Consider the following 24,544-nt stretch of genomic DNA (forward strand, 5'->3'; position numbering starts at 1 on the left):
GGGAAAAGTTGGAAACTCCAATCGCTCTTACTTTCCCAGCCTTGTAGGCTTCTTCCATGGCTCTGTAGCTGCCATAGTAATCACCAAAGGGTTGGTGGATGAGCAAGAGGTCGATATAGTCGGTTTGCAATTTGCGCAAGGATTCTGCGATAGAGGCCTTGGCTTTCTCATAGCCCGCGTTGGTGATCCAAATCTTGGTTGTGATGAAAAATTCTTCACGTGGCAAACCAGAGGCTTGAATGGCCTGACCGACACCTGCTTCATTGCCATAGGCTTGGGCCGTATCAAAGGAGCGATAGCCGACTTCGATGGCTTCAAGAACAGCCTGCTTGGTTTCATCCACAGGGGTTTGGTAAACACCAAAACCAAGTTGGGGCATTTTGACCTGGTTATTTAAGGTTTTGTAGAACATATTTGACATCTCCTTTGATCTCTTGATGCTTCTAGTTTACAACGAGAGTCTCATATTGTACACTAGTAATACAGGAAGCTAGTTTTCATAAAATGAAAACTAAAAGGAGAAGAACATGCTAAACTTAGAAGAACTGGAGCAACTGGTTGCCTTTAAAGAATTAGGCACCCTATCTAAAGTTGCAGAGAAATTTCACATTTCAACCCCTTCCCTTTCTCGTGCCATGCAACAGGTAGAAGAAGATTTTGGTGTGACGCTTTTTGACCGTACGGCCAACCGCATTGCACTAAATGAAACAGGAGAAGTCGCAGTCAACGTCGCTCGTCGAATCTTGCAAACCAGCCAACAGGGCATCAAGGAAGTGCGCCAATTTGAGCTGGGTCTCAAGACCATCCGTGTCGCTTCTGTCGCTCCAGCCCCACTCTGGGAATTGCTTCCTCAGTTGAGCGCTTCGTTTCCCCACAAGCACCTCCACCAACAGATTGGAAAAGAAACAGAGGTCTTGGCTAGCCTGGAAAATGATACGGTTGATTTGGCCATTCTCCCCTTTCCCTATGAGAAAGAGGGAGCCTACTCCCTGCCCTACTTGACCGAAAATCTGTTTATCGCCGTCACAAAAGACCATACCCTAGCTGATTATGACCAGGTGACCTTTCAGGACCTCAATGGCTACAATTTCCTCCTCATGAATCAAATTGGTTTTTGGGACGACTTGGTGCATGAAGAGATGCCAGCTTCCAAGTTTCTGGTTCAAACCAACCGCTTTGAATTCGAAGAATTGGTTCAGCATTCCAACCTCCCACGCTTTACCACCGATTACAGCCGAAAAAGGCATCTGATCAGAGATAACCGCAAGGTGATTCCCATCAGTGACCCGCAAGCCCAGGTCACCTATTACCTCGTTACTTCCAATCCTCAGCTCCGTCTACAAGACCTCATTTCGTCTATCTCCTAACAAAAACCCCTCCGACATCCGATTATTCGGACATTGAAGGGGTTTTCTTTTTCTCTAGTTCACAGCCTTTTTCCTTATCGAACGACGGCGTATCCACCTGTCCAGTTGATTTGTTCGCGAACGGCCAAAGTAATCGCCAAGAAGCCCATGGCCTCCAATTCACGAGAACGTTTCAAGCTACCCGCATCAACAGTTGCCAAGCCACCAGCTTCAATCAATTTTGCCACACGCACCTTAGCCTCTTCATCGTCAGATGCTAACTGCACCGTACCTTGATTCTCACCAACCTTACGACTGGCAATATTAGCTGCAAAAATGGTATTAAAGCCTTTGACGATGGTGCTTTCTGGCAAGAACTTAGCGATTTCTTCAGCCGCTGAAGAGCCTGCTGGTGTAACCAACTCATCCATATTATCAAAATTAACTGGGTTGGTGATATCTATCACGATTTTTCCTGCCAAAGCTTCCTTATAGTTGGCTGCAATGCTCTCTACAGCTCCGTAGGGAACGGCCAATACCGCAATGTCCCCAACGACACTATCAGCCTCTTTGCCGATAAAATTAACCGTTTGCCCTGCTGCTTCAAAAACGCTTTGAATCGCTTGTCCCATGTTGCCTTGTCCAAAAATTGTAATGTTCGTCATTGTATCTACCTCGTTTTTCTCTTTATTGTGCGTTTCAGGATCCTGTGATGGATCCTTTTTTCTCGTAAATTTATTCAAAAAATCTAAAAATTGCTTCATTTGCTTAACCGCCTATTTCCCCAAAACAGAAATGCGTTCTTGGATATGCTGGGCTTGCTCAATTTCATCAAGCATGGCAATGGCATAATCCGCATAGCTAATCTGGCTCTCTCCGGCTGCATTGGTCGTAAAGACTTCTCCAGCCAAGATATAATCCCCCGTGCGAGGGCCGTCTGCTACAAATCAGCTGCAGGGCTGACAAAGGTCCATCTCAGTTCCTCTTTAGTCCGAATCACATCCAACTCATCTGCTTGAGCAGAAGCCAAGGGTTTAAAGGCATCTGGAAAGTCGGGACTGTCCAAGAGACGGGTCGTATGACTGTCGTCCAGATAAAGACTCCCTGCACCCCCAACCACTAAGAGACGGGTCTGACTTCCTCCTAAAATACTTGCAAAGTGATGAATGGACTGGCTATGAAGGGGCAGGGTCTCTGGTGTATAGGCTCCAAAAGCTGATACAACTGCATCAATTCCCTTTAAGTCTTCCTTAGTCAAATCAAAAAGATCTTTTTGAATGACTTTCTGGGCTTTCGATTTGTTTTCGGAGCGTACGACCGCCGTCACGTCATGGCCACGCTGAATAGCTTCTTCCACAATAAGTTGACCCGCTTTCCCGTTTGCGCCTACTACTACTATCTTCATTTGTTTTTCTCCTCTGTTTTTATAGATGTAAATATCTTTGTTACAATAACTATTCTACACCTTTTTATTGTAATGTCAATAGTTACATCTCAAAAATTTTAATTTTTTTGATGGACTCAGATATCTGTCTTTGTAAACAGATGCCCTGAGAGTGGGACAGCAATCGGTCATTCCTTAGAATGCGATTTGGTCGTCCCACCTCCGCACAGTTGAGTCGAGCTGTAAAAGCGGATGAGATTAGCCCAGTAGAGACCACTCAACCACTGCGTCTTGCTCGACAATCCAAATACAATTGAGAGGCTAGGACTTTTGTCCCAGCCTCGGTTTCAGATTTTCCCTTCCCCTTCTTTTCCTCAAAAAAACCAAGACATAAATTGTCTTGGTTGGCGATAAAGTAGAGAGGATGATCAATCCTTCAAAAAGGATTCGATGGCTGGAAAGGCTACTTTATTAAAAGAAGCATCGATCCAGTGGCCTCCGCCATCTACTGTTACAAGCTGGGCATCGGGGATGTTCTTTGACGCTTCTTGAGCATACCGGTAGGGAACCACTGTATCGGCAGTCCCTTGGATAATAAGAGTTGGCGCCGTCACCCGCTTCTGACGATCCTTGATATCGATGGCCAGAGCATCTGTCAGATAAGAACGGCCAAGTTGGGCATTCCGATGAGTGACGACCTCAGGAGGGTTTTCCCTATAGTTGGCATAAGTCTCTCGGACGTCGTCAAATAAGACAAAGGCCGGAAAAATAAGCATCAGTTTGTGAACCATTTCAGGGTGTTCCGCCGCATAAAGGGTTGAAACCACTCCCCCTTGACTAGCTCCTAACAGAAGGATTTTCCCTTTGTCCACGAATTTTTCCCCAGAAAGCTTCGCCACCACTTGCGTCAAGTCCTCGACTTCTGTCTTCACAGACATATCCAGCATGTCCTCACCTCCGCTTTTAGACCGGGTACTGCCCCCATAGAAATCAAAACGATAGACGAGATAGCCTTGTTCGGCAATTTTCTGGGCGTACTCTTCATAGTTTTCAAGCGTATTGTTAAACCCATGAGAGAGGACCAAAAGCGGAAGTTTTTGCTCTTTGTAAGCAGCTGGTGCAGTCAGAACCCCATAGAGTTTCTTGTCCCCATAGGCAACATCGTAACGCTCTGAGACGAGGTTGGTGTGAGCCAGGCTGGAACCTGTCTTTGTATCTGTTTGAGCAGAGGTCATGGCATCTGTTTCTCCTTTATTTTCTACTTTTTCCTGATTGCAGGCCGTGAGCAAAAGAACAGCGACCAGGACAATCCATCCTTTTTTCATCTCCTATCATCCTCTCGTCACACTTACAAGAAGACAGTGATGACACTCGCTCCAACAATGAGTATGAGACCTAGATAGGTTAAGCGCATTTGCGTTTTATTTTTCTTCTCCCTCAGGATAAATACTGCGCCCAAAGTGGCAATCACGACATTGAGTTGGGTGAGGATGTAGGCTACGGTCACCCCATTTGCCTGGGCAGAGAAGATATACGACAAAGAAGCAATGCCAAAAATCAAACCAACAAAACCAGACAACCAGGACTCTTTTTCCTTAAAGGCAGCTGGACGAGAGAGGGCGGCGTAGATGACAGCTCCTGTCAAGATCCCTAGCATCTCTGGCAAAAAGATAGATAGGGCATCCGCATCTACCAGACGAGGAGCTGCACTATAAACCCAATACCCAACACTGGTCAGGAGCAAGAGGCGTAAACCACGTAGGAGAGCCCCATTGTCCTCACCTACCTTCTGGGGCTCTACCGAGGTCAGATAGGCCCCGCCCACTAAGATTGCAATCGCTAGGAACCCAAAGACCTTACTGGTCCAGCTCGACCATTCTCCAAATGCTAATAAGCCTATCAAGGAAGTCCCAACTAGCTGAAACCCAGTGGAGATCGGCATGGTCTTGGACACACCGATGATACGATATGCCTTGACCTGTCCTGCCTGGCCCAGGGTCCAAAACATTCCTGAGAAAAAGGATATCAGAAAGGCTGGGAGGGAGATACTGGCTGGCGTCAGAGTCAGTTGAACCAGCAGTCCCATCACAACAGTTCCAAGCCCGAACCCAAGGACACTATTGGTATCATCCCCTCCAATTTTTGTCAAAAAGATAGGCTGAATCCCCCAGCATAGGGCCGGCACGAGGGCCAGTAAGATATTTTGTAGAGACATCTAATCGTATACTCCTTTACCTGTAGCTTCAAAATGTAAATACAGTGACCATTCTACCATTTCTAGCGAAAAATGTCCTGCTTCACCTTACCAGTAGTCCCTAAGCTTTCATTTAAGTTCTCATTTGCTTCAAAACATTGCTTTTTAGAGAGGATATCTTGCCAATTCTACTAAAATAGGCTACTATAAATGAGTTGAATATCCCCTGGCATCTAGCCCTTCTCTGAAACGAAAGACACCATGACAAGAAAAACTTACGGCATCCTCCTCATCAACCTCGGGACACCTGATGCCCCAACTCCTAAAGGCATTCGCGCCTTTCTCAAACCCTTTCTCTCTGACCGGCGCATTATCGACCTCAACCGTTTTTACTGGTTGCCTGCCCTACACGGATTTATTTTGCCCCGGCGCCCTCACAAGATTCGCCATCTCTACGAAAACATCTGGACCAAAGACGGTTCTCCTTTAGCCTTAATTGCGCAAGCACAGGCAAAGGCCCTTCAAGAACAACTTGACCAAACAGGTCAGTCGACTATTGTCAAAGAAGCTATGGTCATCGGCAACCCCAACATCACCGACCTTCTCGATGATTTCTTGGCCCAAGGAGTGGACCACCTCATCTTGCTCCCACTTTTTCCCCAATATAGCTCAACCACGACGGCAACCGGCCTAGATGCCTTCACCCGTTATTTTGCAAAGAAAAAAGGGATTCCTCCCTTTGACTTTATCCACAGCTACCATGACCACCCTGCCTACATCCAAGCTCTGGCTGACAGCATCCATCTCGCTGAGGACGAAACCTTGCTCTTTTCCTTTCACGGGATTCCTCAGCGTTACGCAGACGAAGGGGATTATTACCCCAAGCATTGTCAGCGAACAGCTGAACTGGTCGCGCAGAAGTTAGGATTAGCAGACGACCAATGGTTGCTTTCTTATCAATCTCGCTTTGGCCGTGAGGTTTGGCTCAAACCTTATACGGACGAGACCATGGCCGCCCTCCCAGCACAAGGTATTGATAAATTAGCTGTCATCTGCCCAGGCTTTGCGGCAGATTGCCTAGAAACACTAGAAGAAATCAACATCACCAATCGTCGGACTTTTCTAGAAGCAGGGGGCAAGAACTTCCGCTACATCCCAGCCCTCAATGCGCAAGCTGACCACATCGCTCTCCTGGCACAGCTGGTTCGCCGGTATTTCTAGCAGGCCGCTCCATCCAGTATCGAAAGGACAGCCACTTCCTTTCCTTTAACTCTCATTCAAAAAGAACGGCGTCCACGGTTAGAGACTAAAATCCTAACCAGAAGACACCGTTCTTTTTTGTTTTTTGAAAGTTTTTCAAGCTGGACTTTTCATGGCATGATCTCACTTCAAGCTCACAGACCGAATGTCCTCAACCCGTTTTAATTGGGTCTCCACATTCCCTTTCTTATCCGTCCGAGTCAGCTTGACCCAGTCCTCATCTACATCGAGGATTTCCCACTCCATACCAGCACCACCGATAATGACCGTCGCTTTTTGTCCTTTTAATTCTTCTAATAATCGTGACATCGTACTACTTCCTTTCTCATCTTTTTCTAAGCGTCTGACCCGTTTGGTCAGTTTTTTTATCTTGCTCCCCTGGTCTATCAGCGCAATGAAGGCAAACAGTGCCAGAAATACACCATACAAACCCATAGACTACCTCCTACTCTCCGACGCTTCTCCAAAAAACCTGGGTGCTTTCTTCCAACCGATCAGAGCGATCATAAATAGGCTCAGCAGTACTTGCTCTCCATCAAGCCCTTGACCAGAACCGAACTTCCAGATGTTATGCAAGATCAGTAGGACACTGGCTGTCAGTAGGAATCCTTTGAACACCCCTTCTGCAAATACGAAAAGTTTCATACATATCCCCCTTTATTCTCTTTCCTTAGGCTTGGCTACCCTCGCCAAACAAGTAGCCGCATAAATCGCAACAAGCACCGAAGAATCAACTAGCTCAGTGAAATGCAACAGATGTACATCCTTCAAGATTATCGCCACAAAGTAGAGAAGAAACGCGAAGGTCAAGATGTATGACCGTGTAAGGTAGATTTTCATATTCCCAACTCCTATTTTGTAATCCGTTTTTTAACTTGATTTATTGTAACATATCTTTGTTATTTTGCAAAGCATTGTTGTCATAAAAAATTATGTTTTTCAAAGAACAAGCAAACGATTCAGAACTGTATCTTCGTTTCATCTTTTCTTGCGAATCATCTCGAAACAAAAAATCCACCAGGTTCCCGACAAAATCCAGAAAGCTGACAAATTTATTTGGAAAGATTTCCAACAAGCTTGAAATAAGACAAAAAGAGGCCGGGACAAAAGTCCTAGCCTCTCAATTGTTTTGGATTGTCGAGTAAGACGCAGTGGTGGAGACAGAGCCTTCTCCAGCATCTGGGGCTGTTGGGTATAGTTGGTCTAACCAACTGCCTGATAGAGATGGAACACACTCTCTAACTTGACCATTTCTTCCCTCTTAATCCGAATCATGCCATCTTCTCTTCGAATTCTCTCAAGCTCTTGCACTGCTGGCCTTCTTCATCAAAATTATCAGGCTCCAACCAATTTTCAAAGCGCGCTTTTCGGGCCGGCCACTCTGTATCTAGCATAGAAAACCAATCCGTATCTCGCGTCCGTCCCTTATAAATCACCGCCTGTCTAAAGGTTCCCTCAAAGGTAAATCCCAAGCGTAAGGCAGCCTTGCGCGAAGGCTCATTGAGCTGGTCACACTTCCACTCATAGCGGCGATAGCCCAAGTCTTCAAAGACATACTTAGCTAGAAGATATTGTGCCTCAGTCGCCTGTCGCGTCTGCTTGAGGGCTGACGAATAAGTCACTCCTCCTACTTCGATGACCCGATTGGCCTGGTCAATCCGCATCAGAGAAAAAGTCCCCAAAGCCTTGCCACTGACCTTGTCTAGAATGGCATAATAGACTGGATCCGTGCTTGTCTCTAACTGTTCTAAAAGTTTTTCAAGCTCCTCTAGGGTTTCCACAGGCTCTTGAAAAAGATAGGTCCACATGTCCCGCGGACTGTCGGGGCCATAGACGGCAAATAGATCCTTGGCATGCTTTTGCGTAGATAGGGTTTCTAAGATAGTATAGCGCCCTTCCAGGCGTTCGACACGAGGAAAGACAGCAGGGCCGTCATAAGTCACCGCTTCTCCAATCCTTTGTCCAAATTCGTTTACAGGCATTGGTATCTCCTTATGCTAGAAAAGAAGCCAACAGGCTTCCTTTCATTTCTTATTTCACGACAATATTCACAAGTTTAGTTGGCTCAAACAGTTTGGAAAGCTGTTTGAGGTTGCAAATAAGCAACTAAATTGGTTATTTCACAACGATATTGACCAGTTTGTTAGGTACCGCAATCACTTTCACTATTTCTTTATCCACAATCTCCGCTTTGACTTTTTCGTCAGAGAGAGCCACTTCTTGCAATTCTTCACGGGAAAGGTCCTTGGCTACGGTTAGTTTGGCACGAACTTTTCCTTTGATTTGGACGACAATCTCGATTTCGTCTTCGACGAGTTTGCTTTCGTCCCAAGTAGGCCAAGCCACATAAGAGATGGACTCGCCTGTCCCTGCCACGGTTTGCCAGAGTTCTTCTGCCAAGTGAGGGGCAAATGGGGCAAGCAATTGGATAAAGCCTTTGGCATAGTCCACGTAGAGCTTATCTTCCTTGTTGGCTGCATTGACAAAGACCATGAGTTGGGCGATAGCCGTGTTGAACTTCATGGATTCAATTTGCTCGGTGACAGCTTTGACAGTTTCGTTGTAGACCTTGTCCAGAGCGCCGCTATTTTCCGCAACAATCTCTTTACTTGTGAGCAAACGGTAAACACGGTCAAGGAACTTCCGGCTACCTTCTAGCCCTTCTTCTGACCAAGCGATGGAAGCATCCAGTGGCCCCATGAACATTTCATAGACCCGAAGGGTATCCGCACCGTATTGGTCGACCACATCGTCTGGGTTGACCACGTTTTTAAGCGATTTAGACATCTTAGCAGGTGCTTGCTCCAACTCTTCTCCTGTTTCCACATGGAAGAAGGATCCGTCCCGTTTTTCAACCTTATCAGTTGCCACAAGAGCTCCACGGTGATCCCGGTAGCTGGTTCCCAAGATCATCCCTTGGTTAAAGAGTTTTTGGAAGGGTTCCTTAGTCGGTACAACACCAAGGTCATAGAGGAACTTGTGCCAGAAACGAGCGTAAAGCAAGTGAAGCACGGCGTGTTCAGCCCCACCCACATAGATATCGACTGGCAACCATTGTTTGAGGAGGTCCTCATCAGCCAATTTCTCTGTGTTGTGTGGATCGATATAGCGGAGGTAGTACCAGCTTGAACCTGCCCATTGTGGCATAGTATTGGTCTCACGGCGACCTTTGACACCATCCTCACGAGTCACTTCCAGCCAGTCTATCAAGTTAGCCAATGGGCTTTCCCCAGTGCCTGAAGGGCGGATGTCCTTGGTGACTGGCAAGACAAGTGGCAATTCACTTTCTGGAACAGCTGTTGAAGTTCCATCTTCCCAATGAATAATTGGGATCGGCTCACCCCAGTAACGTTGACGGCTAAAGAGCCAGTCACGAAGACGGTAAGTGATTTTTTCTTGACCAAAGCCTTTTTCTTCCAACCAAGCGACAATCTTCGCAATCGCTTCTTCCTTGTTAAGACCGTTCAAGAAGTCAGAGTTGACGTGAAGGCCATCCTCTGTATAAGCAGCCTCTTCAACGTTGCCACCTTCAAGCACTTCTACGATTGGAAGGCCAAATTGTTTGGCAAATTCCCAGTCCCGTTCATCGTGGGCAGGTACGGCCATGACAGCACCTGTTCCGTAGCTGGCAAGAACATAGTCCGCAATCCAGATTGGGATCTCTTTACCATTGACAGGGTTGACGGCATAAGCACCCGTCCAAACCCCTGTTTTTTCCTTGGCAAGGTCGGTCCGTGCCAAGTCTGATTTAAGGCTGGCTTGGTGTTTGTAGTCCGCTACAGCCTCAGCTTGCTCTGGGCTTGTGATAGCGTCAACCAAATCATGCTCCGGAGCCAAAACCGTAAAGGTCGCCCCAAAAAGGGTATCTGGACGTGTCGTAAAGACGGTAAATTCCTTATCGGTCCCTTTCACTTTAAAGGTGACATTGGCACCAGTTGATTTCCCGATCCAGTTGCGTTGCATATCCTTGATGGACTCTGGCCAATCAAGGTCATCCAAGTCATTGAGCAAGCGCTCAGCATAGGCAGTGATTTTGAGCATCCATTGGCGCATGGGTTTGCGGACAACTGGATAGCCACCACGCTCAGATGTTCCGTCTGGAAGAACTTCTTCGTTGGCGATAGCTGTCCCTAGTTCCTCCACCCAGTTTACTGGCACTTCTGCTTCATAAGCCAACCCTTTTTCGTAAAGCTTGGTGAAGATCCATTGCGTCCACTTGTAATAGTTGGGGTCTGTTGTGTTGACTTCACGGTCCCAGTCGTAAGAGAAGCCAAGCGCATTGATTTGGCGTTTGAAGTTGGCAATGTTTTCCGCTGTAAAGTCCGCAGGGTCATTTCCTGTATCCATAGCGTATTGCTCTGCAGGCAAACCAAAGGCATCCCAACCCATAGGGTGAAGGACGTTGTAGCCTTGGGCACGCTTGTAACGGCTGAGAATATCCGTCGCGGTGTAACCTTCTGGGTGGCCTACGTGAAGACCCGCTCCAGATGGGTAGGGGAACATGTCCAATGCATAAAACTTAGGTTTTGAAGCATCTGTTCCTGTCTTAAAGGTGTGATGGTCAGCCCAGTATTTTTGCCACTTAGGCTCGATTTCTTTGTGATTGTAAGTTGCCATTTGCAGTCTCCATGTAAAAACAATATTCCTCTTATTATAACACATTTGATGAATCATCTTTCATCCTAGCTTATCAGATGTTATAAAATTCCCTATGTCCTGCGATTTTCGATTATTGTATCGGCTGAACTTCACATTCTCCAATCTTACCGACAAAATAAATATCACCCTGATTGGATTTCTCAGGGTGATGCGCTCAGCTAATCGAAATGAAGCGTCTTCGATATCGAAAGCTCTCTTACCAGATAATGACACGGTCTGCTTCAGCCCGCCACATTCCATCGCCTTCTTGGATACCGAAGGTTTCGTGGAAATCTGCAAAGTTTGGTAATTGGATGTTCGTCCGAAGTTTTGCAGGAGCATGGACATCGACCTTGGCCAGCATCTGCATGTATTCTGGCCGGGCCTTCATTCGCCAAATGCGCGCAAAGTTGGTAAAGAATTCTTCTGCTGAGAAGTCTGCTTCTTTCTTCGCTGCTTCAAGCGCTGCAGCAATCCCTCCAAGATCCGCAATATTTTCAGATACAGTTAGCTTCCCACTAACTTTTGCTCCGTAAGAATCTTGCCCTTCAAACTGGTCTACCACGCGCTGGGTCCGAGCCGTAAAGGCTTCATAGTCTTCTGGCTTCCACCAGTTTTTCAGGTTCCCATGCTCATCAAAGGCGGCTCCATTCGAATCAAAGGCATGAGAGATTTCATGAGCGATAACTGCTCCAATCCCCCCATAATTAGCAGATGCACTTTGTTCGATGGAATAAAATGGTGCTTGTAGAATCGCTGCCGGAAAGACAATTTGATTTTGTTGAGGGTTGTAGTAGGCATTGACCATATGAGCGGGCATCCCCCATTCTTCCTGATCGACAGGCTGATTCCACTTGCTCCAAGTGTGCGCAATCGAAATCTCTGCCAAACGCTGCGCATTTTCCACCAAGCTAAGCTTGTCGTCAATGATTTTTTTCGCGTAGGTATCTGGTAGTTTTTCTGGGTAGCCGATATGAGGCGTGATGACATTCAGCTTAATCACTGCCTTTTCGCGCGTTTCACGGTCCAGCCAGTCGGCACTTTCTAAGCGTGACTTGTAGACCTCGATCATGGTTGCGACCTTCTGCTCTACATCTGCCTTGGCTTCTGGTGAGAATTTTTGTCCTGCATACCAGAGACCCAAAGCCTGATTATAGGGACCTTCTGCCAGGGCAAAAGCTGATTTTTCTTTCGGACGAGCTTCTGGAATCCCTGATAGAATCCGGCCATACTCGCCAGATTGGACGCGCAACTCTTCGGTCAAATAGGAGGTCCAGCTATTTGCTGCTCCTAATTTCAAGTAGGCATGCAGGTTTTCCCAGTTATCGGCAGAATAAAGGGTCGCTGCATAGTCGGTCCAAAAGCGTTCTGAGCCTACGATGAGTTTTTCTGGGACCTCTCCGACCACTTGAGTAAAGAAGTCTTCTAATGGCAACTCAGGAGCCAACTTTGCAAAATCCGAAAAAGCATACGGATGGTAGAGGCTCTTGTAGTCGGATTGCTCTTCATTGGACAAGACATAACGCGCTAATGCTGCATCCACCGCTAAGACTTTGTCCAAGATATCCGCGACTTCCTCTTGCGAATATCCAAACTGTGGCAAGATTTTTTCTTGTGATGCGCGCCAAGCCGCAAGTAAGGGGCCTGCTTCTTCATTTCCTTCTTCATAGTAGGAGGTATCAGGCAAGATGATACTTGGCTCTTCCGCCCAGAGAACATTTAACTGTGCGTTCATAAAGTCAGGAGCAATTCCAAATGGCATCAAATTAGGCTTTCCAGCCAATTCATAAGCGGCCAGCTTGCTGGTAAAGTCTTCAAAGGAAGAGAGGGCATTGATTTCTTCTACCAAAGGCATGGCGGGAGTAACGCCAGCCGCCTCGCGCCCTTCAAAGTCCGTCGTCATTTGATGGTATTTGACAAAGTTTTGCAAGATAGGGTCCTCAGGGAGGTTCTTGCCTTCCAACCATTCTCCCGTTGTTTTCAGCATCAATTCTTCAATCTCATCAGATAAATCATTGAAGCCTCCTACACGGGGTTTATCTGCAGGAATTTCGGCAGTCTCTGCCCATTTCCCATTGACATAGTCATAAAAGTCATCTTGTAATCGTGTCATACTGTTCTCGCTTTCATTTTTCTTTTATCCTAACAAAATTAAGCAAGAAGTTCAAATTTTCATACCGTCTTTTCAAGATTTCCCTCTGTTTGAGGACGTCTTCCTGCCTACTTTGATCGCAAAAAAACTGAAATTTTTTCCATAAATTAAGTTGACTTAATTTTATTGTTAAGGTATATTAATATAAAAGGAGCAAAAAATATGATTCAAATTGAAAACCTCAGTGTTTCCTACCAGCAAACACTGGCTTTGGAGGATATTTCGCTCACCATTCAAGGGCCTACTATTCTTGGAATCCTAGGTCCCAATGGGGCCGGAAAGTCCACCCTTCTCAAGGCGATGCTAGGCCTTCTCCCTCACTCAGGAAGTGTCCAGCTCGATCAGGTGGCGCTCACCCAGTCTCTTCAGCGAGTCGCCTACGTTGAGCAAAAGACGGCGATTGATTTTCACTTCCCCATCAACGTGCGGGAGTGTGTTTCTCTTGGCCTTTATCCCCAGCAGTCTATCTTCAAGCGAAAAACGAAAGCAGACCTCCAAAAAGTGGAGGACGCGATGGAGCTGGTCAATGTCACAGACTTAGCGGATCGCCAAATCGGACAGCTCTCGGGAGGTCAATTTCAACGGGTTTTGATCGCCAGGTGCTTGGTGCAAGAAGCGGACGTCATCTTCTTGGATGAACCCTTTGCTGGGATTGACTCTATCAGCGAAGACATCATCATGCAGACCCTTCAGACCTTAAAGAAGGAAGGCAAAACGATTCTCATCGTTCATCACGACCTGAGTAAAGTCCCCGCCTACTTTGATCACATCCTCCTCCTACACCGCAAGCTCATCGCTTATGGTAAAACAGAGGAAACCTTTACAGAAGACAATCTACAAGCAGCCTACGGACATGAATTATTTATAGGAGGTGGTATCAGATGATTGCTGAATTTATCGATGGATTGCAACAATTCCACTTCCTACAAAACGCCTTTATCACAGCCATCGCCATTGGGCTGGTTGCTGGAGCCGTTGGATGCTTTATCATCCTAAGAGGCATGTCCCTCATGGGGGATGCCATTTCCCATGCGGTCCTTCCAGGGGTTGCCCTCTCCTTCATTTTGGGAATCAATTTCTTTATCGGAGCTATCGTCTTTGGACTCCTGGCTTCTGTCCTCATCACCTATATCAAGAGCAACTCTATCATCAAGGGGGACACGGCGATCGGGATTACTTTTTCTTCTTTCTTAGCCTTGGGAGTCATTCTCATTGGAGTGGCCAATAGCTCGACGGACCTCTTCCATATCCTCTTTGGAAATATCTTGGCAGTGCAAGACCATGACATGTGGATCACCATCGGAGTCGGCGCTGCAGTATTGCTCCTTATTTTTCTGCTATTTCGTCCCTTGCTACTCACTTCCTTCGATCCCGTCCTGGCCCAATCCATGGGGGTCCGAGTCAAGGTCTACCACTATCTCTTGATGGTGCTCTTAACCTTGGTCTCTGTCACAGCTATGCAGAGCGTTGGAACGATCCTGATCGTCGCTATGCTCATCACACCGGCTGCGACAGCCTACCTCTATGTCAATAGCCTCTGGTCCATGATGCTCTTGTCCTCCGGATTAGGAGCACTGGCATCCGTCGTCGGACTCTTTATTGGTTACAGTTTTAACATTGCGGTTGGCTCTTGTATCGTCCTGACTTCCGCTCTCTTCTTCTTGATTAGCTTTTTCATCGCGCCCAAGCAACGAAAAGGCAAACGGGCTACTTCGTCTCACTAATCATCTCATTCTAAAGGAGAAACAAAATGAAAAAGATATCGTCTATTCTTGCCCTATTTGTGGCTCTCTTGTTTGGCCTGATGGCTTGTAGCAAAAACACTTCCTCTAGTTCCTCTGATAAATTAAAGGTGGTCACAACCAACTCCATCATCGCGGACATGACCAAAAATATCGCTGGAGACAAGATCGACCTTCACAGTATCGTTCCCGTCGGACAAGACCCCCACGAATACGAACCACTCCCTGAAGATGTCAAGAAGACCTCGCAAGCTGACCTAATCTTCTACAACGGGATCAACCTTGAAACCGGTGGCAATGCTTGGTTTACCAAATTAATCAAAAATGCTAATAAAGAAGAAAACAAGGATTACTTCGCCGTCAGTGATGGAGTCGATGTCATCTACCTAGAAGGTCAAAACGAAGCAGGAAAAGAAGATCCACACGCCTGGCTCAACCTCGAAAATGGGATTCTCTACGCAAAAAATATCGCCAAACACCTGATCGAAAAGGACCCTAAAAATAAGGACTTCTACGAAAAAAATCTGGCATCTTATACTGAAAAACTCAACAAACTCGACCAAGAAGCCAAACAATCCTTCAACAATATCCCTGCAGACAAGAAGATGATTGTGACCAGCGAAGGTTGTTTCAAGTATTTCTCAAAAGCCTACGGCGTCCCATCTGCATACATCTGGGAAATCAATACGGAAGAAGAAGGTACCCCTGACCAAATCAAAACACTGGTAGAAAAGCTCCGTAAAACCAAGGTTCCAGCCCTCTTTGTGGAATCAAGCGTCGATGAGCGACCAATGCAGACCGTCTCAACAGATACCAAGATCCCGATCTATGCAAAAATCTTTACGGATTCCATTGCCAAAGAAGGAGAGACTGGAGACAGCTACTACAGCATGATGAAATGGAATCTCGAAAAGATCTCTCAAGGCTTACAACAATAAGGAACAGATCATGACGCCAAATAAAGAAGACTACCTCAAAACGATCTATGATATCGGCATGCACGAAGAAAAATTACCAATAAGGAAATCGCTCAGCGCATGTCCGTCTCCCCTCCTGCTGTGTCGGAGATGACCAAACGCATGATTGCCGAAGGTCTTATCGGAAAGGATCCAAAGAAAGGCTACCGCATCACTGAAGAGGGTAGTCGCCTCATCACGGATCTCTACCGCAAGCACCGTCTCATCGAGACCTTCCTAGCCCAATGTCTGGATTATCGCTTGGATCAAATTCATGAAGAAGCAGAAATTTTGGAACATACCGTTTCCACTCTATTTATCGATCGCCTTGAGAAACTATTGGAGTCTCCTACCCACTGTCCTCATGGAGGGAAAATCCCTGCCAAGGGAAAAAGCCTCGTCGAAGACTATACCACTAGGCTATCTGATGTGACTGAAAAAGCAACCTATCAGATCGTCCGCATCGATGACCGAAAGGAACAAATCCATTTCCTGCAGCAGCATGAGATGGCAATCGGCCAACAATTTCAACTAACCGACTATGATCCGATCAACCACATCTGGACGATCCAGCTGTCTGATCGCTTTCTACCTTTACCGTCCTCCATTACCCAATTCCTGTATATCACGCCAGTCTAAGCATCACAAAATCCTACTGAAAATTGATTTCAGTAGGATTTTTCGTTAACGATTTTGGGTATCGAGGAGGATGGTCACCGGTCCATCATTCGTCAGCTGGACCTGCATGTCGGCCGCAAAGACGCCCTCTTGCACCTCTACTTCCTGCGAGAGCAGGTTATTAAAGTCCGCATACAATCTACGTGCCTGATCTGGTTGCGCTGCACCTGTAAATGCCGGACGATTCCCTTTTTTGGTCTGGGCGTAGAGGGTAAACTGAGAGACAGACAAGATGCTGCCCTGAATGTCTTTGACAGACAGATTCATTTTCCCATCTGCATCTGAAAAAATCCGCATCTGTGTGATTTTTCGACTAGCATAGATCAGATCCTCCTGATCATCATCTGGTCCAATCCCAACCAAGAGAAGAAGACCTTGACCGATATGAGCCACTTCTTCTCCTTCAATCGAGACCGAAGCCTCGCTCACCCGTTGCACAACGACTTTCACGATTTCATCCTTTCTTTTGCCAAAAATAGACTCCCTCACAGACTCCGACTAGTTGTTAGCCGTTGGTCCGCTTGACAGAATAAACCTCTGGCACAGACTTGATTTTATCCACCACACTGGTCAGACTCGCTAAGTTTGTAATCCCAAACGAAACATGAATGGTGGCAAACTTCATGTCCTTGGTTGGTTGCGCATTGACAGTCGAAATATTCTTCGTCGTATTGCTAAGCACTTTTAACACATCATTTAAAAGCCCAGAACGGTTCAGACCATAGATATCAATGTCAGCCATATACTCCGTCGATTGCTGATTCCCCTCCCAAGCCACATCAATCGTCCGCGCTTCAAAATTCTCTTGGCTCTTTAGGTTCATACAATCCACTCGGTGGACGGCGATTCCGCGTCCCTTGGTAATATAGCCAACGATATCATCTCCTGGGACAGGGTTACAGCATTTGGCGATGCGGACCAACAAGCCGGAAGCTCCCTCGATGACCACCCCACCTTCGTGACGAATCTTGAGGGTTTCCTTGTTTTCTTGCTTGACTTCCCCACCATTGACCAGCTCATCTGCTTCTGCTTTTGCCTTGGCCCGTTCTGCCTCCTTCCGCTCTTTTTCGGTCAAGCGGTTGACCACTGAAATCGCAGAAACCTCTCCAAAACCAACCGCAGCAAACAAGGCTTCTTCTGTCTTATAACTGGTCTTTTGCAAGACTTCGTCCATGTGCTTCTTATCAAAGAACTTATTGGCAACATAGCCCTGCTCCTGCAAGAGCTCTTGGATCAGCTCTCGTCCCTTATTGACAGAGAGCTCCTTGTCTTGATTTTTAAAGAACTGACGAATCTTATTTTTCGCCTTATGGGTTTTCACAATGGTCACCCAGTCACGACTCGGTCCAAAGGAGTTGGCGCTGGTGATAATTTCCACCTGATCCCCTGTCTTGAGCTTGGTCGTTAAGGGCACCATCCGTCCATTGACCTTCGCACCCGTCGCTCGTTCTCCTACTTTGGTATGGATTTCATAGGCAAAGTCGATCGGAACCGAATCTTTGGGCAATTCCCGCACTGCTCCATCTGGCGCAAAGACATAGATCCGCTCCGTAAAGATATCATCCTTGACCGAATCCACGAAGCTCTGCGCGTCCCCTGATTCCTGCTGGAGTTCGACAAGGTTGTGAATCCACTTGAGTTCTTGAGGGTTTGCTGAAGCCTTGCCACCGCGTTTATAAGCCCAGTGAGCGGCGACCCCATACTCGGCCACCTGGTGCATTTCCTTGGTCCGAATTTGAATCTCAATGGGCCCCTTGGGTCCATATACGGTCGTGTGGATCGACTGGTAGCCATTCGCTTTTGGATTGGCAATATAATCCTTAAAACGACCTGGCATAGGACGCCAGAGCTCATGGATGTAGCCCAGCATGGCATAGACATCTCCTGGCGTATCCATGATACAGCGGATGGCAATCAAGTCATAGAGCTGGTCAAATCGCTTCTTTTTGTCGTGCATTTTGCGGTAGATAGAGTAGATATGTTTTGGACGACCGTAGATATCTCCCACCAACTCACGTTCTTGGGCGTAACGTTTGATCTTCTCTACAATCTCATCCACCAGCTCCTCGCGCTCTTTTCGCTTTTCCGACATCATATGGGTGATTTTGTAGAATTCCACCTCATTGAGATAGCGAAAGGATAAGTCTTCTAATTCCCATTTGACAGAGGAAATCCCTAAACGATGGGCTAAAGGTGCATAGATTTCCATGGTTTCACGTGAAATCCGTTCCTGCTTGTCCTTTCTCAAGTGCTTTAGAGTCCGCATGTTGTGCAAGCGATCGGCCAACTTCACCATGATGACACGGATATCCTTGGACATTGCAACGAGTAATTTACGGTGATTTTCTGCCAGTTGCTCTTCATGAGACCGGTACTCTACCTTGCCGAGTTTGGTCACACCATCGACGATCAAGCGCGCTTCTGGTCCGAACTCCTCTTCGATATCTTCCAGTGTATAGCTGGTATCCTCCACCACATCGTGCAGGAAGCCACAGGCCACTGTGACCGCATCGAGCTTGAGACCCGCTAGGATCCCTGCGACCTGTATCGGATGAACGATATAGGGCTCTCCAGATCTCCGGTATTGTTCCTTATGGGCATTCGTCGCAAAGCGCAGGGCTTTTTTAACATAGTGGACATCCTGCTCGTTCATATAAGTGGATACAATATTGATGACATCATGACCGGTAAGTGTTGCTTCTTTCATGGATCCCCCTTCTCTCCTCACGTTTCCTCTATTCTAACATTTTCAGGGCAAATAAAAAAGCGAGTAGGACCATATTCCCCTACCCGATCAGAGTCTTCCTCCTTCAACCATCTCGCTCGACGATGGAGATCCCATCATACGATGATTGTCCGTCACGGGATAGGATTAGGACCCCTTCAATTCTAAAACAACACTCACTGCTGATAAGGCATAAAGCGGTGCGGTTTCTGCCCGAAGAATCCGCGGACCAAGCCCTGCGAGAACAGCTCCTTTAGCTTCAAAACTTTCAATTTCTGCTGGTGAGAGACCGCCTTCTGGGCCAAAGATAAAGAGGAGCTTTGCACCCTTTTCTAGACCAGTCAACGCTTGGACTAGCGCCGCGCCTTCTCCTTCTTTAGCTGACTCTTCATAGGCCACGATGATGCGGTCAAACTGGCCCAGCTGAGCTAGAAAATCAGCCTTTTTCTCAAAGAGTTGGACTGCCGGTACCTGGTTTCGCTTGCTTTGCTCGGCTGCACCAAGGGCGATTTTATCTAGTTTTTCAACTTTCTTGCCTAGTTTCTTGCCATCCCACTTGGCAACGGACCAATCGGCAGGAAAGGCCCAGATTTGGCTGGCGCCAAGTTCCGTCCCTTTCTGCGTGATAAACTCCAGCTTGTCCCCCTTGGGAAAGCCGGAGGCGATAGTCACTTGGACGGGCAATTCCACATTGTCAGCTAAGTCTTGGACCAACTCAAACTGACGATTTTCCACATCTAGCACGCGCGCCAAGCGCTTGATCCCATCATCAAAAACCAAGGTCACTTCGTCATCCTCTTTCAAGCGCATGACCTGAAACATGTGCTTGCTGGTTTCCTTGTCCTCGATGGTCACGGGAGAAGTCGCAGGACCTTTGACAAAATACTGCTGCATATTAGCCTCCAATCACACCGGACATATCCTTTGTTTTCTTAAAGACACAGGCATTCCATTCTCCTTGGATCATATGGGTTTCAAGGAAAAATCCAGCGGCCTCAGCCGACTCTCGCACCATGTCCCACTTGTCCTTGATAATCCCACTCATGATGAGGTAGCCTTCATCCTTGACCAAGCGATAGGCATCCTCCGTCAGATGAATGAGAATATCCGCCAAGATATTAGCCACAATCACATCTGCCTCGATGTCCACACCTTTAAGCAAATCGCCTGCTGCTACCTGGATATTTTCCATACCAGGATTAAGCTCAATATTTTCCTGAGCCACCCGAACCGCCACATCATCCAAATCATAGGCGAAGATTTCCTTGGCACCCAGAAGAGAGCTGGCAATGGAAAGGACACCTGAACCTGTCCCCACATCTAGCACTGTTTCCCCACCACGAAGGACCTGCTCCAAAGCAAAGAGGCTCATCTTGGTCGTTGGATGTGTCCCCGTCCCAAAGGCCATGCCGGGATCCAGCTTGATAATTTTCTCGCCAGCAGCCGCCTCATAGTCTGTCCAAGACGGCACGATGGTCAGGTCATGGGTGATGCGAGCGGGCTCATAGTATTTCTTCCAGTTATCCGCCCAATCTTCCTCAGAAAGAGCAGTCGTCCCCATCTTGACCTCTCCCAAATCCATAAAATCGACTAATTCTGCTAGGCGAGCCTGCAAGTCCGCTTCCACCACTGCCACATCCACCGTTTCCGGATAGTAGGCGGTCACTACGATTTCTTCTTGTTGCTCAACTTCTGGGAAAATCTCGCCGAAACGATCCACATTTCCCACATAGTCCATGCTGTCTTCAATCGCAACACCTTGCGCGCCTAACTCGATTAAGAGATTGGAGACCAACTCCTCCCCCTCACGCTTCACTGTCACTTTTAACTCTTGCCATGTTTCCATATTATTAATACTCCTCGTCATATTCTAATCCAAGTTCCTGAAATATGTAGAAACGCAATACCTCTTGACACAATGTACGAAGTTCATACATTTCATTGAAGTCTGTTACTAGATTTTTATATTTTGATTTCTCATCTCCATGAATATAGTAGTTACGACTGTCATACAACTTTTTAACAATACTAGAAATAGAGGTCTCAGTAAGTTTATTCTTCCCTATTTTTCCTGGGACATTAGTAAATAAATCCAGTAATTTCTTTCTCAAGTCACTATCCTGTCTCTGATATTTCAACCTATTCCTAAAGATTTTTTTAAAACTCTCATCAATATTTTTATTAATAAAATCAAAAACTCTTTGTTTATTTATATCTTCTGCTTTAGAAATATCAGCTCGTTGTTCACCTCGAAAATTTCTAGCAAATACTTCTAAATTACGAATGGAATCTATAAAACTATCTTCAAGATAAGGAGTCCCATGCAAATTGGCTGTAAAACTTCGAACAATAAATTCTAATTGCTCACTTTTGTCGAACCAATTATTTATAATAGCTTCAAAATTGTCACCTAGTTTATTAAGTGAAATTTTGTGTAGTTCATGCTTATCCCATTTAATGTTTTTTCTTGAATGTTGTACAAAATATTTTCCTTTAATTATAGGCCAGTTGTTATCCTGACGTTTTTCACACAAAAATTCAATCGTTTCAAACGATAAAGGCTTTTCAGATAACATCTCAACTAATTCTTTAATCCGTATTGAAGTATCATAGCATTTCTGAAAAGAGACCTTTCTATCTGTGGGAGAAGACAAGTGAATTCTATAATATGGTTCTACGCTAAGTGCATCATAAGAAAAAATATAACTAGGCACATCTTTAAATTTCAAATCCTCTGATGTTATCAAAACTTCCGTAGATTGATAGTCAGAAATGTTGACAGCAATATTAAAATTTCGTTGTTTGAAATCACGTTCCGCACTTATAATTGATTTGCCAATCCAATCTTCTAGATGATCAAAAGAGAATTGGTAATACTGAACTTTGGTATCTTCCAATTCGTCTATCAATTCAACTATCAACTCTTTGAAATTATTCTTATTTGGAAACAATTGATAATTAATATCAAAAATTTTAAAATTTTTAATTCTATACTTTCTTAATGGAAAACCTGGAACATTATCTGTTCCAAACGGACTACCGTAAGATTCTAATATCAATAACTTTCCATGAGAATCAAATCCATAGATTTTATCTATAGGATGACCAAAATCAGCAATTATTTCGCCATCACTAGAAAATTCACCAAAAATTTCTAATATAATTTCGTTTGGTGAGTATGTCAAAATTCCACTATTTGATTCATGATCAACCACTTTTGATTTATCATCAGAAAAATAACCTTTGATTTCAAATTCTTTATCCCATGAATATGACTTATATGTTAATTTACTCATATCTTGTAGTTACTCTTCCTCCAAATAATCCCTCACTCTATCCTGCAACTGGGGTACACCCTTATCTGAGCCAAGAAACTCCTCAATACTCATCCGTTTGTAAGCCTGGCCTTCATCTTCGATGCGGATAGTGTCCAACTGCTCTTGCCTGAACTTGCCAACTAGAAAGACGACTCCCTCTCCTCAAAAAGCATACTGGGATAAACCTTACTCCAAAGCAGACAATTTTGCATCCGGTGAAATCAGAAATTTCAGCTTCCGCATCAACTCCCTAATACCTCGGATAAGGATAGAAGGTGGTTTCTTCAAGATTCGCTAAGCCTGCTTTAAAGGCTTCCTGATCCCAGACAAGACCAAACTCTTCTGCCCCATCATCCGCTAAAAAATCCATGAGATCACTCAGTCCGTCATTGGCTACCTCATTGAGAGTCTCCGCAAAGTAAGCCAGAAACTCCTGACTCAGCCCTTTCTTGGGCTCGTAGGGAATCGCCACCAAGTAGTCTGCTGCATCAAAGCGCGTCTTGGCTGGATTGTAAAAGAGCACATAGTCCTCAAACACAATATCTTCCCCCGATGCGGTCCCACTGTCGTCTACCGTCTCCACACCCGCTTGATTTTGAGCCTCAAGGACAAAAGTCACTTCTACTGCGTGATTTTTCTTGTCCCAATTGATCTCATAATCATAGGAAAAGTTCTGATCCATCACATCTACCAAGATATCTAAAAAGCCATATTTTGCCATCATTTCCCTCTCATCACTTGTGGTATAATTATAATTAGTGTACCATAAATTCAGGATTTCACGGGATTTTATGGACAATAACAGACGAGAAATCGACACCGTTCGATACAATAGAAAGGAGACCTATGCCAGACAATCTTGCGCTTCGCATGCGCCCTAAAACGATCGATCAGGTCATTGGTCAGGAGCATCTGGTCGGCCCTGGAAAGATTATCCGCCGTATGGTCGAAGCCAACCGCCTGTCCTCCATGATTCTCTACGGACCGCCAGGGATTGGAAAAACCAGTATCGCTTCTGCCATTGCTGGAACGACCAAGTATGCCTTTCGGACCTTCAATGCGACGGTTGATAGCAAAAAACGATTGCAAGAAATCGCGGAAGAAGCCAAGTTTTCGGGTGGTTTGGTGCTCCTCCTAGACGAGATCCATCGACTTGACAAGACCAAGCAGGACTTTCTCCTGCCCCTTCTAGAAAGTGGTCTGGTTATTATGATTGGTGCGACGACGGAAAATCCCTTCTTTTCTGTCACTCCAGCCATTCGTAGCCGTGTTCAGATTTTTGAGTTAGAACCCTTATCCAATCAAGAGGTCAAAGCAGCCCTGCAAATAGCCATCAGTGATCCTGAGCGTGGATTTGACTTTCCGGTTGACTTAGATGAGGAGGCCCTGGATTTCATCGCGACTTCGACCAACGGAGATCTGCGCTCTGCTTTTAACTCGCTGGACCTGGCTGTTCTTTCCACCCCGGAAAACGACGAAGGCATCCGCCATATCACCCTTGATATCATGGAAAATAGCCTGCAACGGAGCTACATCACCATGGATAAGGACGGAGACGGCCACTACGATGTCCTCTCTGCCCTGCAAAAATCCATCCGTGGCTCTGATGTCAATGCTAGTCTTCACTATGCCGCTCGCTTGGTGGAAGCTGGGGATTTGCCAAGCTTGGCACGAAGACTGACCGTTATCGCCTACGAAGATATCGGCCTCGCCAATCCTGATGCCCAGATTCATACCGTGACAGCCCTGCAAGCCGCGGAGCGCATTGGCTTTCCAGAAGCCCGTATCCTCATCGCCAATATCGTCATCGACCTCGCCCTTTCCCCCAAGTCCAACACTGCCTATGTCGCCATGGATAAGGCCCTTGCTGATCTAAGAAACTCAGGAAATCTGCCGATTCCGCGCCATCTTCGCGACGGCCATTACTCTGGCAGTCAGGAGCTGGGAAATGCTCAAAATTATAAATATCCCCACAATTATCCTGGCAATTGGGTCCAACAGGACTATCTACCAGACAAGCTTATGGGGGCCTCTTATTTCACTCCCAATGAAAATGGCAAATACGAGCGTGCCCTAGCCGGTACTCTTGAAAAAATAAATCAACTAAAAAAACAGGACTACAAGCCCTGATTTTATCCCTCTTTCGTACTTT

General features: G+C 46.1%; 21 protein-coding genes and 4 pseudogenes. 7 read left to right on the forward strand and 18 right to left on the reverse strand.

The annotated features are described in order from the left end of the window. The coding region (locus STRDD13_RS08290) for an aldo/keto reductase (protein WP_197457165.1) at positions 1-412 on the reverse strand (412 nt) is incomplete at its 3' end. 115 nt (positions 413-527) lie between these two features. Between STRDD13_RS08290 and STRDD13_RS05730 the strand changes: the two genes are divergently transcribed. Then, positions 528-1,367, forward strand: a complete 840-nt coding sequence (locus tag STRDD13_RS05730; RefSeq protein WP_067102923.1) for a LysR family transcriptional regulator — start codon at positions 528-530, stop codon at positions 1,365-1,367. 74 nt (positions 1,368-1,441) lie between these two features. On the opposite strand, the gene STRDD13_RS05735 is transcribed toward STRDD13_RS05730, so the two are convergent. The 4 genes and pseudogenes from STRDD13_RS05735 to STRDD13_RS05750 all read right to left on the reverse strand — a co-directional run bounded on the left by STRDD13_RS05735 (position 1,442) and on the right by STRDD13_RS05750 (position 4,945). Next, complete coding sequence (locus STRDD13_RS05735) at positions 1,442-2,011, reverse strand: NADPH-dependent F420 reductase (RefSeq protein WP_067103219.1); 570 nt, start codon at positions 2,009-2,011, stop codon at positions 1,442-1,444. A 111-nt stretch (positions 2,012-2,122) separates the two neighbouring features. Further along, positions 2,123-2,751, reverse strand: a pseudogene (locus STRDD13_RS05740) (NAD(P)-dependent oxidoreductase). A 407-nt stretch (positions 2,752-3,158) separates the two neighbouring features. Continuing rightward, on the reverse strand, positions 3,159-4,055 hold the full coding sequence (locus STRDD13_RS05745; RefSeq protein WP_067102925.1) for an alpha/beta fold hydrolase: 897 nt from the start codon (positions 4,053-4,055) through the stop codon (positions 3,159-3,161). A gap of 23 nt (positions 4,056-4,078) precedes the next feature. Beyond that, entirely contained in the window at positions 4,079-4,945 is an 867-nt protein-coding gene (locus tag STRDD13_RS05750) for a GRP family sugar transporter (RefSeq protein WP_067102927.1), read from the reverse strand. A gap of 240 nt (positions 4,946-5,185) precedes the next feature. Here STRDD13_RS05750 and hemH point away from each other — a divergent pair, with 240 nt between their 5' ends. Further along, the gene (gene hemH, locus STRDD13_RS05755; RefSeq protein ID WP_067102929.1) at positions 5,186-6,145 is read left to right on the forward strand and encodes a ferrochelatase; all 960 of its coding nucleotides are present in this window, start codon (positions 5,186-5,188) and stop codon (positions 6,143-6,145) included. A 162-nt stretch (positions 6,146-6,307) separates the two neighbouring features. On the opposite strand, the gene STRDD13_RS05760 is transcribed toward hemH, so the two are convergent. The 6 genes and pseudogenes from STRDD13_RS05760 to STRDD13_RS05790 all read right to left on the reverse strand — a co-directional run bounded on the left by STRDD13_RS05760 (position 6,308) and on the right by STRDD13_RS05790 (position 12,935). Then, a complete protein-coding gene (locus STRDD13_RS05760; protein WP_067102931.1) occupies positions 6,308-6,619 on the reverse strand; it encodes a hypothetical protein in 312 nt (103 codons plus the stop codon). A 3-nt stretch (positions 6,620-6,622) separates the two neighbouring features. Continuing rightward, entirely contained in the window at positions 6,623-6,829 is a 207-nt protein-coding gene (locus tag STRDD13_RS05765) for a hypothetical protein (protein ID WP_067102933.1), read from the reverse strand. Positions 6,830-7,390: 561 nt separating this feature from the next. Then, a pseudogene (locus STRDD13_RS08760) lies at positions 7,391-7,459 on the reverse strand (GNAT family N-acetyltransferase); the annotation flags it as partial. Next, positions 7,456-8,166 (reverse strand): GNAT family N-acetyltransferase, encoded by a 711-nt coding sequence (locus tag STRDD13_RS05780; RefSeq protein WP_067102939.1) that lies wholly within the window; start codon positions 8,164-8,166, stop codon positions 7,456-7,458. The gene STRDD13_RS05780 and the pseudogene STRDD13_RS08760, both read right to left, overlap by 4 nt. Positions 8,167-8,299: 133 nt before the next feature. Further along, the gene (leuS, locus tag STRDD13_RS05785) at positions 8,300-10,801 is read right to left on the reverse strand and encodes a leucine--tRNA ligase (protein WP_067102940.1); all 2,502 of its coding nucleotides are present in this window, start codon (positions 10,799-10,801) and stop codon (positions 8,300-8,302) included. Between the two features lie 238 nt (positions 10,802-11,039). Continuing rightward, a complete protein-coding gene (locus tag STRDD13_RS05790; protein WP_067102942.1) occupies positions 11,040-12,935 on the reverse strand; it encodes a M13 family metallopeptidase in 1,896 nt (631 codons plus the stop codon). 201 nt (positions 12,936-13,136) lie between these two features. Here STRDD13_RS05790 and STRDD13_RS05795 point away from each other — a divergent pair, with 201 nt between their 5' ends. The 4 genes and pseudogenes from STRDD13_RS05795 (at position 13,137) to STRDD13_RS05810 (ending at position 16,311) form a co-directional block, all read left to right on the forward strand. Further along, complete coding sequence (locus STRDD13_RS05795; RefSeq protein ID WP_067102944.1) at positions 13,137-13,859, forward strand: metal ABC transporter ATP-binding protein; 723 nt, start codon at positions 13,137-13,139, stop codon at positions 13,857-13,859. Then, positions 13,856-14,698, forward strand: a complete 843-nt coding sequence (locus tag STRDD13_RS05800; RefSeq protein WP_067102946.1) for a metal ABC transporter permease — start codon at positions 13,856-13,858, stop codon at positions 14,696-14,698. The genes STRDD13_RS05795 and STRDD13_RS05800 overlap by 4 nt, the downstream gene beginning before the upstream one ends. 26 nt (positions 14,699-14,724) lie before the next feature. Beyond that, positions 14,725-15,654 carry a metal ABC transporter substrate-binding protein gene (locus STRDD13_RS05805; RefSeq protein WP_067102948.1) on the forward strand — a complete coding sequence of 310 codons (930 nt, stop codon included), beginning with the start codon at positions 14,725-14,727 and terminating at the stop codon, positions 15,652-15,654. Between the two features lie 10 nt (positions 15,655-15,664). Further along, positions 15,665-16,311, forward strand: a pseudogene (locus tag STRDD13_RS05810) (metal-dependent transcriptional regulator). Between the two features lie 45 nt (positions 16,312-16,356). Here the strand turns inward: STRDD13_RS05810 and dtd are convergent. The 7 genes and pseudogenes from dtd to STRDD13_RS05845 form a co-directional block, all read right to left on the reverse strand. Then, positions 16,357-16,800 carry a D-aminoacyl-tRNA deacylase gene (gene dtd, locus STRDD13_RS05815; protein ID WP_067102950.1) on the reverse strand — a complete coding sequence of 148 codons (444 nt, stop codon included), beginning with the start codon at positions 16,798-16,800 and terminating at the stop codon, positions 16,357-16,359. Positions 16,801-16,855: 55 nt separating this feature from the next. Further along, a complete protein-coding gene (locus STRDD13_RS05820; protein WP_443031070.1) occupies positions 16,856-19,003 on the reverse strand; it encodes a RelA/SpoT family protein in 2,148 nt (715 codons plus the stop codon). Between the two features lie 219 nt (positions 19,004-19,222). Beyond that, positions 19,223-19,969 (reverse strand): 16S rRNA (uracil(1498)-N(3))-methyltransferase, encoded by a 747-nt coding sequence (locus tag STRDD13_RS05825; protein WP_067102954.1) that lies wholly within the window; start codon positions 19,967-19,969, stop codon positions 19,223-19,225. A 1-nt stretch (position 19,970) separates the two neighbouring features. Continuing rightward, on the reverse strand, positions 19,971-20,921 hold the full coding sequence (gene prmA, locus STRDD13_RS05830; protein WP_067102956.1) for a 50S ribosomal protein L11 methyltransferase: 951 nt from the start codon (positions 20,919-20,921) through the stop codon (positions 19,971-19,973). Positions 20,922-20,925: 4 nt separating this feature from the next. Next, positions 20,926-22,371 (reverse strand): ApeA N-terminal domain 1-containing protein, encoded by a 1,446-nt coding sequence (locus STRDD13_RS05835; protein ID WP_067102958.1) that lies wholly within the window; start codon positions 22,369-22,371, stop codon positions 20,926-20,928. A gap of 9 nt (positions 22,372-22,380) precedes the next feature. Continuing rightward, a pseudogene (locus tag STRDD13_RS08765) lies at positions 22,381-22,610 on the reverse strand (DNA mismatch repair protein MutT); the annotation flags it as partial. Positions 22,611-22,642: 32 nt separating this feature from the next. Beyond that, positions 22,643-23,113, reverse strand: a complete 471-nt coding sequence (locus STRDD13_RS05845) for a DUF3013 family protein (RefSeq protein WP_067103221.1) — start codon at positions 23,111-23,113, stop codon at positions 22,643-22,645. Positions 23,114-23,238: 125 nt separating this feature from the next. Between STRDD13_RS05845 and STRDD13_RS05850 the strand changes: the two genes are divergently transcribed. Further along, on the forward strand, positions 23,239-24,522 hold the full coding sequence (locus STRDD13_RS05850) for a replication-associated recombination protein A (protein WP_067102960.1): 1,284 nt from the start codon (positions 23,239-23,241) through the stop codon (positions 24,520-24,522). Positions 24,523-24,544 lie beyond the last annotated feature (22 nt).

The organism is Streptococcus sp. DD13 (assembly GCF_001578875.1).
Lineage (GTDB): Bacteria > Bacillota > Bacilli > Lactobacillales > Streptococcaceae > Streptococcus.

Bases quoted from the DNA above. Each gene is read 5' to 3' on its own strand.
- STRDD13_RS05730 (WP_067102923.1), top strand. From the start codon at position 528: ATGCTAAACTTAGAAGAACTGGAGCAACTGGTTGCCTTTAAAGAATTA.
- STRDD13_RS05735 (WP_067103219.1), bottom strand. From the start codon at position 2,011: ATGACGAACATTACAATTTTTGGACAAGGCAACATGGGACAAGCGATT.
- STRDD13_RS05745 (WP_067102925.1), bottom strand. From the start codon at position 4,055: ATGAAAAAAGGATGGATTGTCCTGGTCGCTGTTCTTTTGCTCACGGCC.
- STRDD13_RS05750 (WP_067102927.1), bottom strand. From the start codon at position 4,945: ATGTCTCTACAAAATATCTTACTGGCCCTCGTGCCGGCCCTATGCTGG.
- hemH (WP_067102929.1), top strand. From the start codon at position 5,186: ATGACAAGAAAAACTTACGGCATCCTCCTCATCAACCTCGGGACACCT.
- STRDD13_RS05760 (WP_067102931.1), bottom strand. From the start codon at position 6,619: ATGGGTTTGTATGGTGTATTTCTGGCACTGTTTGCCTTCATTGCGCTG.
- STRDD13_RS05765 (WP_067102933.1), bottom strand. From the start codon at position 6,829: ATGAAACTTTTCGTATTTGCAGAAGGGGTGTTCAAAGGATTCCTACTG.
- STRDD13_RS05780 (WP_067102939.1), bottom strand. From the start codon at position 8,166: ATGCCTGTAAACGAATTTGGACAAAGGATTGGAGAAGCGGTGACTTAT.
- leuS (WP_067102940.1), bottom strand. From the start codon at position 10,801: ATGGCAACTTACAATCACAAAGAAATCGAGCCTAAGTGGCAAAAATAC.
- STRDD13_RS05790 (WP_067102942.1), bottom strand. From the start codon at position 12,935: ATGACACGATTACAAGATGACTTTTATGACTATGTCAATGGGAAATGG.
- STRDD13_RS05795 (WP_067102944.1), top strand. From the start codon at position 13,137: ATGATTCAAATTGAAAACCTCAGTGTTTCCTACCAGCAAACACTGGCT.
- STRDD13_RS05800 (WP_067102946.1), top strand. From the start codon at position 13,856: ATGATTGCTGAATTTATCGATGGATTGCAACAATTCCACTTCCTACAA.
- STRDD13_RS05805 (WP_067102948.1), top strand. From the start codon at position 14,725: ATGAAAAAGATATCGTCTATTCTTGCCCTATTTGTGGCTCTCTTGTTT.
- STRDD13_RS05820 (WP_443031070.1), bottom strand. From the start codon at position 19,003: ATGAACGAGCAGGATGTCCACTATGTTAAAAAAGCCCTGCGCTTTGCG.
- STRDD13_RS05825 (WP_067102954.1), bottom strand. From the start codon at position 19,969: ATGCAGCAGTATTTTGTCAAAGGTCCTGCGACTTCTCCCGTGACCATC.
- prmA (WP_067102956.1), bottom strand. From the start codon at position 20,921: ATGGAAACATGGCAAGAGTTAAAAGTGACAGTGAAGCGTGAGGGGGAG.
- STRDD13_RS05835 (WP_067102958.1), bottom strand. From the start codon at position 22,371: ATGAGTAAATTAACATATAAGTCATATTCATGGGATAAAGAATTTGAA.
- STRDD13_RS05845 (WP_067103221.1), bottom strand. From the start codon at position 23,113: ATGGCAAAATATGGCTTTTTAGATATCTTGGTAGATGTGATGGATCAG.
- STRDD13_RS05850 (WP_067102960.1), top strand. From the start codon at position 23,239: ATGCCAGACAATCTTGCGCTTCGCATGCGCCCTAAAACGATCGATCAG.